The organism is Enterobacter sp. FB (assembly GCF_000805795.1).
GTDB classification, from domain to species: domain Bacteria; phylum Pseudomonadota; class Gammaproteobacteria; order Enterobacterales; family Enterobacteriaceae; genus Enterobacter; species Enterobacter roggenkampii.
This window is the reverse complement of the sequence record NZ_JSZC01000016.1, coordinates 233,726-252,363: the sequence shown is the minus strand read 5'-3', so window position 1 is coordinate 252,363 and position 18,638 is coordinate 233,726. Positions and strand designations below refer to the sequence as shown.

Below are 18,638 nucleotides of genomic sequence, written 5' to 3'. Positions count from 1 at the left end.
TGATGAGTCAACAACACACTACCCAGACATCTGGTCAGGGTCTGCTTGAGCGCGTGTTTAAACTGCGCGAGCACGGCACGACGGCACGCACCGAAGTGATCGCCGGTTTCACCACCTTCCTGACGATGGTCTATATCGTTTTTGTTAACCCTCAAATTCTGGGCGTTGCTGGCATGGATACCAGCGCCGTCTTCGTGACTACCTGTCTGATCGCGGCCCTCGGCAGCATTCTGATGGGTGTGTTCGCTAACCTGCCGGTCGCGCTGGCCCCGGCGATGGGTCTGAATGCGTTCTTTGCCTTTGTGGTGGTTCAGGCGATGGGGCTGCCGTGGCAGGTGGGTATGGGCGCCATCTTCTGGGGCGCGGTTGGCCTGCTGCTGCTGACCATTTTCCGCGTGCGTTACTGGATGATTGCGAACATTCCCGTGAGCCTGCGCGTGGGCATCACCAGCGGTATCGGTCTGTTTATCGGGATGATGGGGCTGAAAAACGCCGGCGTGATCGTGGCGAACCCGGATACGCTGGTGAGCATCGGCCACCTGACCTCGCATAACGTGCTGCTGGGCGTGCTGGGCTTCTTTATCATCGCCATCCTGGCTTCCCGCAATATTCATGCGGCGGTGCTGGTCTCCATCGTGGTGACCACGCTGCTGGGCTGGATGCTGGGCGACGTTCACTATAACGGCATCGTTTCCGCGCCACCGAGCGTCTCTACCGTTGTTGGCCATGTTGATCTGGCGGGTTCCCTGAACCTGGGCCTGGCGGGCGTGATTTTCTCCTTCATGCTGGTTAACCTGTTCGACTCCTCCGGTACGCTGATCGGCGTGACCGACAAAGCGGGTCTGGCAGATGAGAAAGGCAAATTCCCGCGCATGAAGCAGGCGCTGTTTGTGGACAGTATCTCCTCTGTGACCGGTTCATTTATCGGGACCTCGTCTGTGACCGCTTACATCGAATCCTCTTCCGGCGTCTCCGTGGGCGGCCGTACCGGCCTGACGGCGGTTGTAGTGGGTATTCTGTTCCTGCTGGTGATCTTCCTCTCGCCGCTGGCGGGCATGGTGCCTCCGTACGCTGCAGCCGGCGCGCTGATCTATGTGGGTGTGCTGATGACCTCCAGCCTGTCGCGCGTGAAGTGGGATGATTTAACCGAAGCGGTGCCGGCGTTTATTACCGCCGTGATGATGCCGTTCAGCTTCTCGATTACCGAAGGTATCGCGCTGGGCTTTATTTCTTACTGCGTAATGAAGATCGGTACCGGCCGCTTCCGCGACCTCAGCCCGTGCGTCATCGTTGTGGCGCTGCTGTTTGTGCTGAAGATTGTGTTTATTGACGCGCACTAAGGTGCGGTTTGTGGTGTCAGGTGGCGCTTCGCTTACCTGACCTACTGACGAGTGTAGGCCCGGTAAGCGCTAGCGCCACCGGGCTTTTTTATCAGGCTTTGACCCGCTTAATATAATCCCCGAACGCCGTCAGCTGGCCAGAGAGATGGTCGCGCGTGCTCTGATCCACCACTTCACCCGTTTGCGGGTCGACCTTGTTCTGAATCACTCCGCCCATAAATTCCGGCTTGTTCATCACCATCGCATCGAGGAAGACCAGGATCTGACGCAGGTGATACTGGCAGCGCGCGCCGCCAATCGCGCCCATGGAGCTGGTCTGGATCAACACCGGTTTGCCTGACAGCGGCTGCTCAGGTAAACGGGACAGCCAGTCGATGGCATTCTTCAGACCACCGGGTACAGAGTAGTTGTACTCTGGCGTGACGATGACCACGCCGTCAGCCTGGCGAATCTGCTCTGCCAGCGCCTCAACGCTCTGCGGGAACCCTTCTTCCTGCTGTACGTCAGCATCATAAAGCGGAATATCGCCAATAGACGGCAGGGCGCTAATTTCCATACCTGCAGGTGCCAGCTGTGGCAGCGTGCGGGCTACCATCCCGTTAAATGAACCTTTGCGCAGGCTTCCCAGTAACGTAACAACTTTCAACGTATCAGACATGATTACTCCTGTTTCATCATGATGACCCTGATTGGATCAGCTAAGGGTGAATGCTTTTTCTGCCGGTAAACTGGTTAATCGCATCAGACGTGCGGCGGGCTCGTTGGCGCGCTCGGGCACATCAGGAAGGCTACGCCATCCCTGTTGACTGTCAAATTCCCAGATTTTCATGCGTTCGATGGCGGGGGTCACCGCGATGGACCAGATGAGCACATCCTCCGCGTCGCAGAGCGCTTCTACCAGCGTGGCCTGGGTGGCGCGCAGACGTCCGGAGCCAGGCAACAGCTGCAGCAGGCTGGCGTCGTCTGAGGCGCATCCGCAGAGCTTGCGAATGCTCTGGCGCAGGGTAATGAGCTGGGCTCTGGCTTCAACAGGATCGTTCTGGTTGCGTACCCACAGCTTCTCATTGCTGGAGAGCGGATAGCCTTCATGCGCGTTACCACCGTGGAAGCTGCGCGTCGCGCGCTGAAGCTCCATATCAAGCCCACAGTCCCCTTCGGTGGTCAGCGCGACCCCAATGATATTGCCCGTGTAGGCAATGGAAAAACGAGGGAGCTCCGGGTCCGCAAAGACCGGGCGGCCTTCTGGCTGGGTAATGATGTCCGGCAGCTCGCTGGTGCCGTACAGCATAAACATCAGTTCCGCGAGAAGCGCTCGGGACGCTAAAAACCGCGACCTGCGATGCTCCGGAAGCGTGAGTGCTTCACGGTGACAGGCTGAAGAAATTCTTGCCGATACGAGACGTCCTTCTGTAAGTATCCCTCTTGCAAAGTGCGTAGCCATTTTTCGCTCCTTGATAATGGTCGTAATCGGTTAAACGGTTACATGATTATCGCTTAACTTGCCTCCTGTTTTAATCAGTAAATGGAAGTAAGAGAAGCCTTAGGACCGAACTTTACATTTTCTTAGGCAAAAATTGGATCGCTCGCACCGTACAGCGCCTTGATGGTCTCCCGCAGCCAGAGAATTTTGGGATTATGGCTGTTCCGTTTATGCCAGATCAGCGTGAAGGGCACGGTCAATTTATCCGCCTGCTCCTCATCAATGGGGATCGGAAGCGCGATCAGCTTACGCTGGTGGAGTTCATTGTAGTGGTGACAGTAGTGCGGGGCGGTGGCGATATAGTGATGGCCGGGCTGCGCCGCCATAAACATCGCCTGTTCGAAGCCCGGCAGGCTCATGGCGATAGTGCGATCGCGTCCCATCTCCTTTAACACCTCATCAAGCGCCCAGGTATCGCTGCGTTCCCAGAAGATGCTGATGTGGGGATAGCGCAGGAAGGTCTCCAGATTCCATTCTTGCTGAAGCGCCGGATGATCCTCGCGCAGATAGACGCAGGGGCGGTCGCTGAACAGGATTTCGTAGTCGATAAACCACGGCATCAGCTTAAGCAGCTCGCGGGATCGCGGATGCGTTTCACGCCCGGTGAAGCCCAAATCCACCTCGCCACGCGTAATCGCGTCCAGCGAGTCGTAATCCCACTGGTGCATTTTCACCGTCGCCTGTGGATAGCGCTGGTTCACCTGCTCCAGCAGGGTATTGAAGCGGATCAGCATCAGCGGCGTTTCCGCGGCCAGCACGAACGTCAGCCCGCCCGGAGAATCATGATGGAATTTATCGAGGATCTGGTTGCCGATTTGCATCCAGTCAGCCAGATCCTGCTCCAGGCTCACCGTCAGCGGCGTCGGCAGCAGCCCTAGCGGCGTTTTGACAAACAGCGGGTCGTCAAACCAGTCACGCAGCTTGGCCAGTGATTTACTCACCGCCGACGGCGTCACGTTCATCCGCTTCGCCGCTTTGGTAACGCTGCGCTCCTGCAGCAAAAGCTGCAGGCACAGCAACAGGTTAAGATCGAGACTGCTGATGGGCTTCTTCATAGTGCGCCGCGGGCTGGATGACCATAAGTAAGGTAATGCAGACTATGCTACAGCCAATCAGAACCCCGATCAGCATATTCAGCGCGTTCAGGCCAACTACGGCTGCCAGCCAAATCCACAGCGACGAGCCGCAGACCTGCGCGATCCCGAGTACCGAACTCGCCACGCCTGCCCGCAGCGAGAAGGGACCAAGCGCCTGGCTCATCGCCACGCCAAAGCCAACCGAGAACCCGGCGCAAATGAGCGTAATGCCCACCAGCATCACCGCATGTGAGCTGGTGGTCGCCAGGATCGCGCCTGCGGCCATGAATAAAACCTGTGAGGTCAGCATCAGCGTGCGCTGGCGAAAGATATTCAGCGCAAACGGGGTAGAGAACGAAACGGCCATACTGACCATCGCGGTTAAAGCCATCACCGTTGAATACTCACCGCGATCGAAGCCCATGGTCTCCATCAGCAACACCGGGGAAACGTTTACATAGGTCAGGATCACCGCCACGCTTAACGTGGTCACGGTCAGACGGCTGAGGAAAAAGCGGTTGAGAAGCTTCTCTGCCGGGTGAATGGTCGCGGTATGGCCGGTATTCTGCGAGCCCGGGTGGGTCTCTTTCAGCACGGCAATCGACAGGACAAACACCAGCGCGCCCATCGCCGCCATGGTCCAGAACAGGCTCTGCCACGGGAACTTCAGCATGATCAGATAGCCCACGACCGGGGCCAGCACCGGGATGATGCAGGTAATGCCGTTCAGCATCGAGAGCACCTTAGCGCGACGCTGGGCGCTTAAGGTGTCGCGCAAAATGGCAAACGCCACCACGTAGCAACCGCCCGCACCGATGCCCTGGATAAAGCGCCCGGCCAGAAACACGGTGCTGTTTTGCGCCTGTGAGCAGAGAAGGGATGCCAGGGCAAAAACGATGGCACCGGCGATAGCTACAGGCTGACGGCCTGCTTTATCCGCGATCTTCCCGGCAAAGACCATCGACGACGCCATCCCCGCGAGGTAGGCCGAAAAGGCAATATGCAGCTGCGCTTCGCTGGCGCCCAGATCGCGGGCGATATGCGGTAGTCCCACCAGATACATATCAATGCCGGACGGATAAAGCAGAACTAATGCGAAACTACAAAACAGAAAACGCGCCATAAACCCCCCATAGATGCAGGCATGCAGGATAGGGGGTGAAAAGGGATTAGGCGAGTTGCCATTTGGACAATGGTGATTTCCCAGGAGGAAATCACCATGGATTAGCGGGAATTACTTGCCAATGCAGAAGCTCGAGAAGATCCGTCCCAGCAGATCGTCCGACGTAAACTCCCCGGTGATCTCGCTCAGATTCTGCTGCGCCAGACGCAGCTCTTCCGCCAGCAGTTCACCTGCCCACGCGCCAATCAGCTGCGCTTTGCCCTGGTCAAGATGGCGTGCCGCCTCTTCCAGCGCCTGCAGGTGACGGCGACGCGCCAGAAAGCCGCCTTCCATGCTGGTATCAAAGCCCATGCTCTGCTTGAGATGGTTACGCAGGTCGTCCACGCCTTCACCGGTCCGCGCCGACAGGCGAATCAGTGAGTGACCATTCACATCGCTGATACCGAGCGTTTCGCCGGTCACGTCCGCTTTGTTACGCACCACGGTGATCGGCAGTTTGGCCGGCAGACGGGCAATAAAGTCCGGCCAGATCTCCGCCGGGTCAACGGCGTCGGTGGTGGTGCCGTCCACCATAAACAGCACGCGGTCGGCCTGCTCGATCTCCTGCCAGGCGCGTTCGATACCGATGCGCTCAACTTCGTCGCTGGCATCGCGCAGACCGGCGGTATCGATGATGTGCAGCGGCATGCCGTCGATGTGGATGTGCTCGCGCAGCACGTCGCGAGTGGTGCCGGCAATGTCGGTTACGATTGCCGCTTCACGGCCCGCCAGGGCGTTCAGCAGGCTCGATTTACCGGCGTTCGGGCGTCCGGCAATCACCACCTTCATCCCTTCGCGCAGCAGGCTGCCCTGGCGCGCTTCGGCACGAACGGCGTCGAGATCGGCCATTACCTGGTTGAGCTGGGCTTCGATTTTGCCGTCAGAGAGGAAGTCGATCTCCTCGTCCGGGAAGTCGATAGCCGCTTCAACGTAGATCCTAAGGTGAGTAAGTGCTTCCACAAGGTGATTCACACGCGCGGAGAATGCGCCCTGCAGCGAGTTCAGAGCAGAGCGGGCCGCCTGTTCAGAACTGGCGTCGATCAGGTCAGCAATGGCCTCAGCCTGCGCCAGGTCGAGCTTGTCGTTGAGGAAGGCACGCTCGGAGAACTCGCCCGGCTTGGCAATGCGCAGGCCCGGCAGGGTCAGGATACGTTTTAACAGCAGGTCGAGGATAACCGGGCCGCCGTGGCCCTGAAGCTCCAGCACGTCTTCACCGGTAAAGGAGTTCGGGCCGGGGAACCACAGCGCAATGCCCTGGTCCAGCGGCGTGCCGTCGGCATCTTTAAACGGCAGGTAATCAGCGTAGCGCGGCTTTGGCAGTTTACCCAGCACCGCTTCGGCCACCTCGCGTGCCTTCAGGCCGGAGATACGCAGAATGCCTACACCACCGCGTCCCGGTGGGGTTGCCTGGGCGACGATAGTGTCGTTATGGCTCATGGTTGCTCTCGTTCAATACAAATAAAAAAGGCGGTCAATCGACCGCCCTTATTTTAGCGTTAACTTATCGGATCAGGACTTTTTCTTTTCGCGGCTATGCAGGCCACGTTTTTCCAGACCACGGTAAATCAACTGCTGCTGGATGATGGTCACCAGGTTGCTGACGATATAGTACAGCACCAGACCTGACGGGAACCACAGGAAGAACACGGTGAAGATGACCGGCATAAAGGTCATGATCTTCTGCTGCATCGGGTCGGTCACGGTGGTCGGCGACATCTTCTGGATGAAGAACATCGTCACGCCCATCAGGATCGGCAGGATGTAGTACGGGTCCTGTGCGGACAGGTCATGGATCCACAGTGCGAACGGCGCGTGGCGCAGCTCAACGGAACCCATCAGCATGTAGTACAGCGCAAGGAAGATTGGCATCTGAATCAGCAGCGGGAAGCAGCCACCCAGTGGGTTCACTTTCTCTGCTTTATACAGGGCCATCATTTCCTGGCTCTGGCGCTGTTTGTCATCGCCCAGACGCTCACGCATTGCCTGAATCTTCGGCTGCAGCATGCGCATCTTCGCCATGGAGGTGTACTGCGCTTTAGTCAGCGGGTACATGATGCCACGAACGATGAAGGTGATAACGATGATAGAGAAGCCCCAGTTACCCAGGAAGCTGTGGATGAACTTCAGCAGCTTAAACAGCGGCTGAGAGATGAACCACAACCAACCGTAATCCACGGTCAGATCCAGGTGCGGCGCAACAGCGGCCATTTTGTCCTGAATTTCCGGGCCAACCCACAGGGTGCTGGCCAGCTTACCGGTTTGACCCGGCTGTACCAGAACCGGCTGAGATTTGTAGCCGATGGCTGCAAGGCCGTTACCGAGGTTCGCGGTATAGAAGTTGTTGGTACCGTCGTTATTTGGCACCCACGCCGTCGCGAAATACTGCTGCAGCATCGCCACCCAACCGCCTTTAGCGCTGACGTTCAGGTTTTCGTTATCGGCAATGGTGTCGAATTTGTATTTCTCGTACTTCGCGTCAGGCGTGGAGTACGCCGCGCCACGGAAGGTGTGCAGCGCAAAGTTGCTGCTTCCGGTGTCACGGTGAGACGGCAGATTGATGGACTGCTTCAGCTGGCCAAAGGTCGACAGCTCCAGCGGTTTCGCGCTGGCGTTCTGTACGCTGTAGCCCACGTTCACCGCATACTCACCGCGCTTCAGGGTGAAGGTTTTGGTGAAGGTGTTGCCTGCGGCGTCGGTATAGGTCATCGGGATAACGAGTTCGTTCTGGCCATCAGCCAGCACAAAGGTGTCGTTCTCGACGTTATACAGTGGACGCGCACCGTTAGCCGGGTTATCCGGGCCGTCACGACCGGTCAGGCCGCTCTGCGCCTGGTAGATAAACTCAGGCGTGGTTTCCAGTAACTGGAACGGTTCGTTAGACTTCAGCTCTTTCGGGTAGGTCAACAGCAGCGCCTGCTCAACATCACCACCACGGGTGTTGATTGTCAGCTCAAGCACATCGGTCTTAACCGTAATCTGTTTCCCCTGGCCACTGGCCGGTACGCCCTGGTCGGCGGCGCTACCCGCTGCGGTGGTCGTAGTCTGCGTGGTCTGCTGCTGGGGTTGAGGATTTTTATCCTGCTCCCATGCCTGCCAGATCATGAAAGACACGAACAACAAAGCGATGATAAGAAGATTGCGTTGCGAATCCATCGTTAGTGTTCTCTGGTATCAAAGGGTCCTGGGGGGACGGGGTCGTCTCCACCGGGGTGTAAAGGGTGGCATTTTAATACGCGTTTCACCGTCAACCAACTGCCTTTTATCACTCCAAACCTGCGCAATGCCTCAATTCCGTAGCTTGAGCATGTTGGTGTGAAACGGCAGTGCGGCCCGAGTAGCGGACTAATCAGGCGTTGATAGACCCGAATGAGGGCTATCAGGACCCGGGAGCCAGGCGACAGTGGCGGCGCCATAATTTTTCCAACGCTTCCGAGAGAGCACGGTTATCGAGGTCGGCAACCCCTTTCTTCGCCACCACCACGAAATCCATTGAAGGCAGTTCGTGCTGACGTAAACGGAAGCTTTCACGCGTCAGACGTTTAATCCGATTGCGTTCATGCGCACGCTTAACATTTTTCTTGGCGACTGTGAGACCGATGCGGGGATGCCCCAGCGAATTTTGGCGGCCGAGGATGGTGATTTGCGGCGTGCCAGCCCGTTGTGGCTGCTGGAAGACGAAAGTGAAATGAGCGGGAGTTAACAAACGTAACTCCCTGGGAAATGCTAGCTTAACCACTCAGGGGTTAGCTTTATTACTTGGAAACGGTCAGACGAGCGCGGCCTTTAGCACGACGACGTGCCAGAACCTGACGACCATTTTTAGTAGCCATACGAGCACGGAAGCCGTGAGAACGGTTGCGCTTCAGTACAGACGGTTGAAAAGTGCGTTTCATGGCGATTTCTACCTAAACTTGAAAAAATTCATGACTTTTGCGGATGCCCGACCGAGTTTCGAATGACGGACGCCGAAGCCGTGGGTGATTAAAGAGGCCGGATTGTAATAATTGTACACTCCGGAGTCAATTCTCTTTCCTTATTTCCCGCGTATTTCCGCACGTTTTCGCGTGGAAAATGAGCAACGGACGACGCAGGAAGATGAGCATCACGCGCCGGGTCGAGGATTATACGGGCTCACCGATAAAGCGCAAGGATCGTCCCGGATCTTCGTTAGATCATTTAAGCAATAAATTGGCTGTGCTCATTAATTTTTCCAATATGCGGGCTAAATCGTGGGGCACTCGCGCCAGGATCGTTTACACTTAACCGGTTTCTGATCTTCCTGTGGATAAATCGGGAAGAATCTGTGAGAAACAGAAGATCTCTGGCTCAGTTTAGGCTATGATCCGCGGTCCCGATCGGGATCCCAGGATCCTGGTCAGGATAAATTGCAGATAGCAATTCGCACGTCCCCCTTTACACAGGGTCATGCCGATGTGCGCCAACAATCATGAATATTCAATAGTTTTCTTTTATTGTTCGAGTGGAGTCCGCCGTGTCACTTTCGCTTTGGCAGCAGTGTCTTGCCCGATTGCAGGATGAGTTACCAGCCACAGAATTCAGTATGTGGATCCGCCCGTTGCAGGCGGAACTGAGCGATAACACGCTGGCTTTGTACGCGCCAAACCGTTTTGTGCTCGATTGGGTAAGGGACAAATACCTTAATAACATCAATGGACTGCTGAACGATTTCTGCGGGTCAGATGCCCCACAGCTGCGCTTTGAAGTGGGTACAAAGCCGGTCACCCAAACCGTTCGTGAAACCGTGAACGTCGCAGCGCCTGCTCAGGCCGCTCCTGTTCCGGCCCCTCGCGTCGCACCCGCTCGTCAGGGCTGGGATAATGTTCCCGCACCGGCTGAGCCAACCTACCGCTCTAACGTAAACGTCAAACACACGTTCGATAACTTCGTTGAAGGTAAGTCGAACCAGCTGGCGCGCGCGGCGGCTCGCCAGGTTGCTGATAACCCCGGCGGGGCCTACAACCCGCTATTCCTGTATGGCGGCACGGGTCTCGGTAAAACGCACCTGCTGCACGCGGTGGGCAACGGCATTATGGCGCGCAAGCCCAATGCCAAAGTGGTGTATATGCACTCCGAACGCTTCGTTCAGGACATGGTAAAAGCCCTGCAAAACAATGCGATCGAAGAGTTTAAACGCTACTACCGTTCCGTTGACGCGCTGCTGATCGATGACATTCAGTTCTTTGCCAATAAAGAACGATCGCAGGAAGAATTTTTCCACACCTTCAACGCCCTGCTGGAAGGCAATCAGCAGATCATTTTGACCTCGGATCGTTATCCAAAAGAGATCAACGGTGTGGAAGATCGTCTGAAATCCCGCTTCGGCTGGGGCCTGACCGTGGCGATCGAGCCACCGGAGCTGGAAACCCGCGTCGCGATCCTGATGAAGAAAGCCGATGAAAACGACATTCGCCTGCCGGGTGAAGTGGCGTTCTTCATTGCCAAGCGTCTGCGCTCCAACGTGCGTGAGCTGGAAGGGGCACTGAACCGCGTTATCGCCAATGCCAACTTTACCGGTCGTGCGATCACCATCGATTTTGTGCGTGAAGCGCTGCGTGATTTGCTGGCATTGCAGGAAAAACTGGTCACTATCGACAATATTCAAAAGACGGTGGCTGAGTATTACAAGATCAAAGTGGCAGATTTACTGTCTAAACGTCGTTCCCGCTCGGTGGCGCGCCCGCGTCAGATGGCGATGGCGCTGGCAAAGGAGTTAACCAACCACAGTCTGCCGGAAATCGGGGATGCGTTTGGTGGCCGTGACCATACGACCGTGCTGCACGCCTGTCGCAAGATTGAGCAGTTACGCGAAGAAAGCCACGACATAAAAGAAGATTTTTCCAATCTAATCAGAACATTATCATCGTGACGCTATGAAATTTACCGTTGAACGTGAACATTTATTAAAACCGCTGCAACAGGTGAGTGGCCCATTAGGCGGCCGCCCAACGCTGCCTATTCTCGGAAACCTGCTGCTTCAGGTCGCGGACGGTACGCTGTCGCTGACCGGTACAGATCTGGAAATGGAAATGATCGCGCGCGTTACGCTGACGCAGCCGCACGACGCGGGCGCGACCACGGTTCCGGCACGTAAATTCTTTGATATCTGCCGCGGGCTGCCGGAAGGTGCTGAAATCGCCGTGCAGCTGGAAGGCGACCGTATGCTGGTGCGCTCTGGCCGCAGCCGTTTCTCGCTCTCCACGCTGCCTGCAGCGGACTTCCCGAACCTGGACGACTGGCAGAGCGAAGTGGAATTCACCCTGCCGCAGGCGACGATGAAGCGTCTGATTGAAGCCACCCAGTTCTCCATGGCGCATCAGGACGTTCGTTACTACTTAAACGGCATGCTGTTCGAAACCGAAGGTGAAGAGCTGCGTACCGTGGCGACCGACGGCCACCGTCTGGCGGTCTGTTCCATGCCGATTGGCGACTCGCTGCCAAACCATTCGGTGATCGTGCCGCGTAAAGGGGTGATTGAGCTGATGCGTATGCTCGACGGTGGCGACACGCCGCTGCGCGTGCAGATCGGCAGCAATAACATCCGCGCCCACGTGGGCGATTTTGTCTTCACATCGAAGCTGGTTGACGGCCGTTTCCCGGATTATCGCCGCGTATTGCCGAAGAACCCGGACAAAACGCTGGAAGCCGGTTGCGACAGCCTCAAGCAGGCCTTTGCCCGTGCCGCGATCCTCTCCAACGAGAAATTCCGCGGCGTGCGCCTGTACGTGAGTGAAAACCAGATCAAAATCACCGCCAACAACCCGGAGCAGGAAGAGGCAGAAGAGATTCTGGACGTCACCTACGCCGGGGCTGAGATGGAAATCGGCTTCAACGTTAGCTACGTGCTGGATGTGCTGAACGCGCTGAAATGCGAGAACGTGCGCATCCTGCTGACCGACTCCGTTTCGAGCGTACAGATTGAAGATGCCGCATCACAGTCGGCTGCCTATGTTGTCATGCCAATGAGACTGTAATGTCGCTCACCCGTCTGTTGATCCGCGACTTTCGCAACATCGAAAGCGCGGATCTCGCTTTATCCCCTGGCTTTAATTTCCTGGTTGGCGCGAACGGCAGCGGCAAAACCAGCGTGCTGGAAGCCATCTATACGCTCGGCCACGGTCGGGCGTTTCGCAGTTTGCAGATTGGTCGCGTGATTCGCCACGAGCAGGAATCTTTTGTTCTGCACGGGCGTTTGCAGGGCGAGGAGCGGGAGACCGCCATCGGCCTGACCAAAGACAAGCAGGGCGACAGCAAGGTGCGCATCGACGGTACCGACGGCCACAAGGTGGCCGAGCTGGCGCTGCTGATGCCGATGCAGCTGATCACGCCCGAGGGGTTTACTTTACTCAACGGCGGCCCCAAATACAGAAGAGCGTTCCTCGACTGGGGATGCTTTCACAACGAAGCCGGATTCTTTAACGCCTGGAGCAACCTGAAGCGTCTGCTCAAGCAGCGTAACGCCGCGTTGCGCCAGGTGACGCGCTACGCCCAGCTGCGTCCGTGGGACATGGAGTTAATCCCTCTTGCGGAACAAATCAGCAACTGGCGTGCCGAATACAGCGCAGGTATTGCCGAAGACATGGCCGACACCTGCAAACAGTTTTTACCCGAGTTCTCTCTCACCTTCTCCTTCCAGCGCGGCTGGGAGAAAGAGACGGATTATGCCGAAGTGTTAGAGAGAAGCTTCGAGCGCGACCGCATGTTGACCTACACCGCGCACGGCCCGCACAAGGCGGATTTCCGCATTCGTGCCGACGGTGCGCCGGTGGAAGACACGTTGTCGCGCGGGCAGCTCAAGCTCCTGATGTGTGCGTTGCGCCTGGCACAGGGGGAGTTCCTCACCCGCGAAAGCGGGCGACGCTGCCTGTACCTGATAGATGATTTTGCCTCGGAACTTGACGACGCGCGGCGCGGGCTGCTTGCCAGCCGCTTAAAAGCCACGCAGTCGCAGGTTTTCGTCAGCGCCATTAGCGCTGAACACGTTATGGACATGTCGGACGAAAATTCGAAGATGTTTACCGTGGAAAAGGGTAAAATAACGGATTAACCCAAGTTGAAATGAGCGAGAAACGTTGATGTCGAATTCTTATGACTCCTCCAGTATCAAAGTCCTGAAAGGGCTGGATGCGGTGCGTAAGCGCCCGGGTATGTATATCGGCGACACGGATGACGGCACCGGTCTGCACCACATGGTATTCGAGGTGGTAGATAACGCTATCGACGAAGCGCTCGCGGGTCACTGTAAAGACATCGTGGTCACCATCCATGCGGATAACTCCGTCTCCGTCACCGATGACGGCCGTGGCATCCCAACCGGTATTCACCCCGAAGAGGGCGTCTCCGCGGCGGAAGTGATCATGACCGTCCTGCACGCAGGCGGTAAGTTCGACGATAACTCCTATAAAGTTTCCGGCGGCCTGCACGGCGTAGGTGTTTCGGTAGTAAACGCCCTGTCGCAGAAGCTGGAGCTGGTTATCCAGCGCGAAGGCAAAATTCACCGTCAGCTTTACACGCACGGCGTGCCGCAGGCACCGCTGGCCGTTACCGGCGACACCGACAAAACCGGTACCATGGTGCGTTTCTGGCCGAGCCTCGAAACCTTCACCAACGTCACCGAGTTCGAGTACGACATCCTGGCGAAACGCCTGCGTGAACTGTCGTTCCTGAACTCCGGCGTCTCGATTCGCCTGCGCGACAAACGCGACAACAAAGAAGACCACTTCCACTACGAAGGCGGTATCAAGGCGTTTGTTGAGTATCTGAACAAGAACAAAACGCCTATTCACCCGAATATCTTCTATTTCTCCACCGAAAAAGACGGCATCGGCGTTGAAGTGGCGCTGCAGTGGAACGACGGTTTCCAGGAAAACATCTACTGCTTTACCAACAACATTCCACAGCGTGACGGTGGTACCCACCTTGCAGGCTTCCGTGCGGCGATGACCCGTACCCTGAACGCCTACATGGACAAAGAAGGCTACAGCAAGAAAGCGAAAGTCAGCGCCACCGGTGACGATGCCCGTGAAGGCCTGATTGCCGTGGTTTCCGTGAAGGTGCCGGATCCGAAGTTCTCCTCACAGACCAAAGACAAGCTGGTCTCTTCCGAGGTGAAATCGGCGGTTGAGCAGCAGATGAACGAACTGCTGAGCGAATACCTGCTGGAAAACCCGTCCGACGCGAAAATCGTGGTGGGCAAAATTATTGATGCGGCGCGTGCCCGTGAAGCGGCGCGTAAAGCCCGTGAAATGACCCGTCGCAAAGGCGCGCTGGACTTAGCCGGCCTGCCGGGCAAGCTGGCTGACTGCCAGGAACGCGACCCGGCGCTGTCCGAACTGTACCTCGTGGAAGGGGACTCCGCGGGCGGTTCTGCGAAGCAGGGCCGTAACCGTAAGAACCAGGCGATTCTGCCGCTGAAGGGTAAAATCCTCAACGTTGAGAAAGCCCGTTTCGACAAGATGCTCTCTTATCAGGAAGTGGCGACACTCATCACCGCGCTGGGCTGCGGCATTGGCCGTGACGAGTACAACCCGGACAAACTGCGCTACCACAGCATCATCATCATGACCGATGCGGACGTCGACGGCTCGCACATCCGTACGCTGCTGTTGACCTTCTTCTATCGTCAGATGCCAGAAATCGTTGAGCGTGGCCACGTCTACATTGCCCAGCCGCCGCTGTACAAAGTGAAGAAAGGCAAGCAGGAACAGTACATCAAAGATGACGAAGCGATGGATCAGTACCAAATCGCAATCGCGCTTGATGGCGCGACCCTGCACGCGAACTCGCACGCCCCTGCACTGGCCGGTGAGCCGCTGGAGCGTCTGGTGTCCGAGTTCAACGCCACGCAGAAAATGATTACGCGTATGGAACGCCGTTATCCGAAAACGCTGCTGAAGGAGCTGGTTTATCAGCCAACCCTGACCGAAGCCGATCTGAGCAGCGAGCAGACCGTCACCCGCTGGGTGAACGCTCTGGTGACCGATCTGAACGAAAAAGAGCAGCACGGCAGCCAGTGGAAATGCGATGTTCAGCAGAACGCTGACGGGCAGTTCGAGCCGATCGTTCGCGTGCGTACCCACGGCGTCGACACCGACTACCCGCTGGAGCACGAGTTTGTCACCGGTCCGGAATACCGTCGTATCTGCACGCTCGGCGAGAAGCTGCGCGGCCTGATCGAAGACGATGCGTTCATCGAACGTGGCGAACGTCGTCAGCCGGTAGCCAGCTTCGAGCAGGCGCTGGACTGGCTGGTGAAAGAGTCCCGTCGCGGCCTCGCGATCCAGCGCTATAAAGGTCTGGGCGAAATGAACCCGGAGCAGCTGTGGGAAACCACCATGGATCCGGAAAGCCGTCGCATGCTGCGCGTGACCGTTAAGGACGCGATTGCTGCAGACCAGCTGTTCACGACCCTGATGGGCGATGCGGTTGAACCACGTCGTGCCTTCATCGAAGAGAACGCCCTGAAAGCGGCAAATATCGATATTTAATCGACGTGATACCGCACGATAACTGGCCGCGCGTTTAGCGCGGCTTTTTTATGGGCGCGGGCATATCCTGCGACAGCACTGACGGTAAGCGACTGGCGAGCGTATCGACGGCAATCCTCACCCTCAGCGGCAGGTGCGGCGTTTGCTGCCAGACGGCATGAACGTCAAAATGGACATCGGGCGCCTGTTTCAGGAGCGGGACGAGCTTTCCCTGATGAATTTCTTTAATGGCCATCCAGCAGGGGAGCCAGGCAATCCCGTGCCCGGCCAGCGCCGCGTCGCAGATGGCCTGCAAATCATCCATATTGAGCGATGAACGGGGAGTAAAGGTGTGCGAGGTCCCTTCGTTATCCATCAGTTGCCAGGGTAACACTCTGCCTGCGCGCAGATAGTTAATCGCCGTATGATGGGGTAAGTCAGCCACGCTTTGCGGCTGGCCTTTGTTCTGCAGATAATCCGGCGCAGCGCACAGCACCATGCGGTGTTCCCCCAGCTTTCTGGCGACCAGCATGCTGCTGTCCTGCAGCGTGCCGTTACGCACCGCCATATCAAACCCTTCCTCCACCAGATCCACCACGCGGTCGCTGAACGACATTTCAAGCTCAAGCCCGGGGTGTTCCTGCGCCAGTTCAATCAACAGCGGCGCGACGCACTGGCGGCCAAACAGTACCGGCATGGCAACGCGCAGGCGGCCGCTGACCTGCTGTTTCCCCGTTTCAAGCAGCGACTCTGCGCCCCGAATTTCCTCCAGCGCACGCAGGCACCGTTCATAAAAAAGGGCGCCGTTATCGGTCAGGCTCTGGCTGCGGGTGGTGCGCTGAAACAGCCGTACCCCCAGTCGCTCCTCGAGACGAGCGATGCTTTTTCCTACCGCCGAGCGTGACAAATGCAGACGAATGGCGGCCTGAGCGAAACTTCCCGCCTCTACGGCAGCGACAAAAACAGGGATATCCTTCAGCGTGTCGGTCATGAATTGTATCTTTTTTGGCGTCAATATAGAGAAAACTTATCGCCACTGGCGACCATGCGTCAACGGTAGACTGTCAGTACTAAAGCTTACTTGATGGCCGGAGAAAAAAATGACCGAGACAATGCAACGCTGGACGATGAGCGCCCTTGGGCGCGAGAGCCTTACGCTTATTCAGGAGCCCATTCCCCAGCCAGGTCCGGGTGAAGTTCGCGTAAGGGTGAATGCCGTCGCGCTCAACTATCGCGACAAAATGGTGATTGAAGGCACGATGCCGATTCCGCTTTCCTTCCCGTTTACCCCGGCGTCTGACATGGCGGGCGTCGTCGACAGCATTGGTGAAGGCGTCACGCGTTTCCAGCCCGGTGCCCGCGTTATCTCAACCTTCTTTCCGGAGTGGATCGACGGTAAGCCGCAGGCGGACGCGCGCAATTTGCCCTATAAAACGTCCGGTGGATACTTCCAGGGAATGCTGGCCGAGTACGTGATTGTGAAGGAAGACGCGCTGGCGGCATCGCCGGAAACCCTGGATGACGCAGAGGCCAGCACCTTACCCTGCGCGGGGCTTACCGCCTGGTTCGCACTGGTGGAACGCGGTCAGCTGCGCGCCGGGCAATCGGTGCTGGTACAGGGAACGGGCGGCGTGGCGATTTTCGCCCTGCAAATCGCAAAAGCGCACGGCGCAGAGGTCATTGTTACGTCCGGGAGCGATGAAAAGCTGGCGCTGGCCAAAAAGCTGGGGGCCAGCCAGGGCATCAACCGCCTGAAAGGCGACTGGGCTGAAGAGGCGCTGGCGCTGACGCAGGATCGCGGCATCGACCATATTATCGAAACCGTGGGGGGCGAGAACCTGAAGCACTCCCTGCGCGCCGTTGCTGTTCATGGACGTATCTCGGTCATTGGCGTGCTGGCCGGGTCTGACATTTCGCTCTCTGCTGGCGAACTGTTGCTGAAATCTCCCGTCATTCAGGGGATCGGCGTGGGGCACCGCCGGGCGTTGGAAGATTTCGTCCGCGCCGTGGATGTCACCGGGTTGAAACCCGTGATTGAGCATCGCTACCGTTTTAACGAGCTTAAACAGGCTCTTGAGCATCTGGATCGCGGTGCGTTTGGTAAAATCGTTCTCACCCGCGAGTAAGTCTTTGTTCCTCGGGATAGGCGTAAAAGGGGGCTTTTGTTGCGCAAGGTAGCTCTATTTTTGTGTGCTTAATCGCGTTAGCATGAGGCAGCACTCATTTATCCCGGGGAACTCATGGCTATCAAACTTATTGCAATCGATATGGACGGCACGCTGTTGCTGCCAGACCACACTATCTCTCCAGCCGTTAAGAACGCGATCGCCGCGGCACGCGCAAAGGGCGTGAATGTGGTCCTCACCACGGGGCGTCCGTATGCGGGCGTGCACAGCTACCTGAAAGAGCTGCACATGAATCAGCCTGGCGACTACTGCATTACCTATAACGGCGCGCTGGTGCAGAAAGCCGCAGATGGCAGTACGGTTGCGCAAACCGCGCTAAGCTACGATGACTACCGGTTCCTGGAAAAACTGTCCCGTGAGGTGGGTTCCCACTTCCACGCTCTCGATCGCAATACGCTTTACACCGCCAACCGTGATATCAGCTACTACACGGTACATGAATCCTACGTGGCGACCATTCCGCTGGTGTTCTGTGAAGCCGAGAAGATGGATCCGGCCACCCAGTTCCTGAAAGTGATGATGATCGACGAGCCGGAGATCCTGGATAAAGCGATTGCGCGCATTCCGGCCGAAGTGAAAGAGAAATACACCGTGCTGAAAAGTGCGCCGTACTTCCTTGAAATCCTCGATAAACGCGTCAATAAAGGCACCGGCGTGAAATCGCTGGCCGACGCGCTGGGCATCAAGCCGGACGAAATCATGGCGCTGGGCGATCAGGAAAACGACATCGCGATGATTGAATTCGCGGGCATGGGCGTAGCGATGGATAACGCTATTCCGTCAGTGAAAGAAGTGGCTAATTTTGTCACCAAATCCAACCTTGAAGACGGCGTGGCTTACGCCATTGAGAAGTTTGTGCTGAACTAAACACCCGCTTGCGATACCCTGATGCGAAAACCGCGCATCAGGG

At 57.1% G+C, this 18,638-nt stretch carries 17 protein-coding genes; 7 read left to right on the top strand and 10 right to left on the bottom strand.

Annotation, left to right across the window (positions count from 1 at the left end; genetic code table 11):
• The first annotated feature begins 2 nt into the window (after positions 1–2).
• On the top strand, positions 3–1,340 hold the full coding sequence (adeP, locus tag PI91_RS21930; protein WP_021242668.1) for an adenine permease AdeP: 1,338 nt from the start codon (positions 3–5) through the stop codon (positions 1,338–1,340).
• 91 nt (positions 1,341–1,431) lie between these two features.
• Here the strand turns inward: adeP and PI91_RS21925 are convergent, their stop codons facing one another.
• From PI91_RS21925 to rpmH, 9 genes are all read right to left on the bottom strand, one after another.
• Positions 1,432–1,998 carry an NADPH-dependent FMN reductase gene (locus PI91_RS21925; RefSeq protein ID WP_014833835.1) on the bottom strand — a complete coding sequence of 189 codons (567 nt, stop codon included), beginning with the start codon at positions 1,996–1,998 and terminating at the stop codon, positions 1,432–1,434.
• A gap of 36 nt (positions 1,999–2,034) precedes the next feature.
• Positions 2,035–2,781 (bottom strand): 4'-phosphopantetheinyl transferase superfamily protein, encoded by a 747-nt coding sequence (locus PI91_RS21920; RefSeq protein ID WP_039267120.1) that lies wholly within the window; start codon positions 2,779–2,781, stop codon positions 2,035–2,037.
• 122 nt (positions 2,782–2,903) lie between these two features.
• Entirely contained in the window at positions 2,904–3,875 is a 972-nt protein-coding gene (gene yidZ, locus PI91_RS21915) for an HTH-type transcriptional regulator YidZ (RefSeq protein ID WP_039267119.1), read from the bottom strand.
• Positions 3,844–5,019, bottom strand: a complete 1,176-nt coding sequence (locus tag PI91_RS21910; protein WP_039267118.1) for an MFS transporter — start codon at positions 5,017–5,019, stop codon at positions 3,844–3,846. Before PI91_RS21910 ends, yidZ begins: the two co-directional genes overlap by 32 nt.
• Before the next feature lie 111 nt (positions 5,020–5,130).
• The gene (mnmE, locus tag PI91_RS21905) at positions 5,131–6,495 is read right to left on the bottom strand and encodes a tRNA uridine-5-carboxymethylaminomethyl(34) synthesis GTPase MnmE (protein ID WP_032654291.1); all 1,365 of its coding nucleotides are present in this window, start codon (positions 6,493–6,495) and stop codon (positions 5,131–5,133) included.
• Between the two features lie 72 nt (positions 6,496–6,567).
• A complete protein-coding gene (gene yidC / locus PI91_RS21900) occupies positions 6,568–8,211 on the bottom strand; it encodes a membrane protein insertase YidC (protein ID WP_008500173.1) in 1,644 nt (547 codons plus the stop codon).
• Between the two features lie 2 nt (positions 8,212–8,213).
• Complete coding sequence (yidD, locus tag PI91_RS25100) at positions 8,214–8,471, bottom strand: membrane protein insertion efficiency factor YidD (RefSeq protein ID WP_001307474.1); 258 nt, start codon at positions 8,469–8,471, stop codon at positions 8,214–8,216.
• Entirely contained in the window at positions 8,435–8,794 is a 360-nt protein-coding gene (gene rnpA, locus PI91_RS21895; protein WP_021242673.1) for a ribonuclease P protein component, read from the bottom strand. Before rnpA ends, yidD begins: the two co-directional genes overlap by 37 nt.
• 16 nt (positions 8,795–8,810) lie before the next feature.
• Entirely contained in the window at positions 8,811–8,951 is a 141-nt protein-coding gene (rpmH, locus tag PI91_RS21890; protein ID WP_000831330.1) for a 50S ribosomal protein L34, read from the bottom strand.
• A gap of 599 nt (positions 8,952–9,550) precedes the next feature.
• On the opposite strand from rpmH, the gene dnaA reads away from it, so the two are divergent.
• From dnaA to gyrB, 4 genes are read left to right on the top strand one after another with little or no spacing between them, the layout of a single operon-like run.
• A complete protein-coding gene (gene dnaA / locus PI91_RS21885) occupies positions 9,551–10,945 on the top strand; it encodes a chromosomal replication initiator protein DnaA (protein WP_039267117.1) in 1,395 nt (464 codons plus the stop codon).
• A 4-nt stretch (positions 10,946–10,949) separates the two neighbouring features.
• Positions 10,950–12,050 carry a DNA polymerase III subunit beta gene (gene dnaN, locus PI91_RS21880; protein ID WP_008500170.1) on the top strand — a complete coding sequence of 367 codons (1,101 nt, stop codon included), beginning with the start codon at positions 10,950–10,952 and terminating at the stop codon, positions 12,048–12,050.
• Complete coding sequence (recF, locus tag PI91_RS21875; RefSeq protein WP_008500169.1) at positions 12,050–13,123, top strand: DNA replication/repair protein RecF; 1,074 nt, start codon at positions 12,050–12,052, stop codon at positions 13,121–13,123. The genes dnaN and recF overlap by 1 nt, the downstream gene beginning before the upstream one ends.
• 28 nt (positions 13,124–13,151) lie before the next feature.
• Positions 13,152–15,563 carry a DNA topoisomerase (ATP-hydrolyzing) subunit B gene (gyrB, locus tag PI91_RS21870; protein ID WP_039267115.1) on the top strand — a complete coding sequence of 804 codons (2,412 nt, stop codon included), beginning with the start codon at positions 13,152–13,154 and terminating at the stop codon, positions 15,561–15,563.
• A gap of 34 nt (positions 15,564–15,597) precedes the next feature.
• On the opposite strand, the gene PI91_RS21865 is transcribed toward gyrB, so the two are convergent.
• A complete protein-coding gene (locus PI91_RS21865; protein WP_032654294.1) occupies positions 15,598–16,533 on the bottom strand; it encodes a LysR family transcriptional regulator in 936 nt (311 codons plus the stop codon).
• 109 nt (positions 16,534–16,642) lie between these two features.
• On the opposite strand from PI91_RS21865, the gene PI91_RS21860 reads away from it, so the two are divergent.
• Both PI91_RS21860 and yidA read left to right on the top strand, forming a co-directional pair.
• A complete protein-coding gene (locus tag PI91_RS21860; RefSeq protein WP_025910743.1) occupies positions 16,643–17,668 on the top strand; it encodes an NAD(P)-dependent alcohol dehydrogenase in 1,026 nt (341 codons plus the stop codon).
• 114 nt (positions 17,669–17,782) lie between these two features.
• On the top strand, positions 17,783–18,595 hold the full coding sequence (yidA, locus tag PI91_RS21855; RefSeq protein WP_008500165.1) for a sugar-phosphatase: 813 nt from the start codon (positions 17,783–17,785) through the stop codon (positions 18,593–18,595).
• The last annotated feature ends 43 nt before the right edge of the window (positions 18,596–18,638 follow it).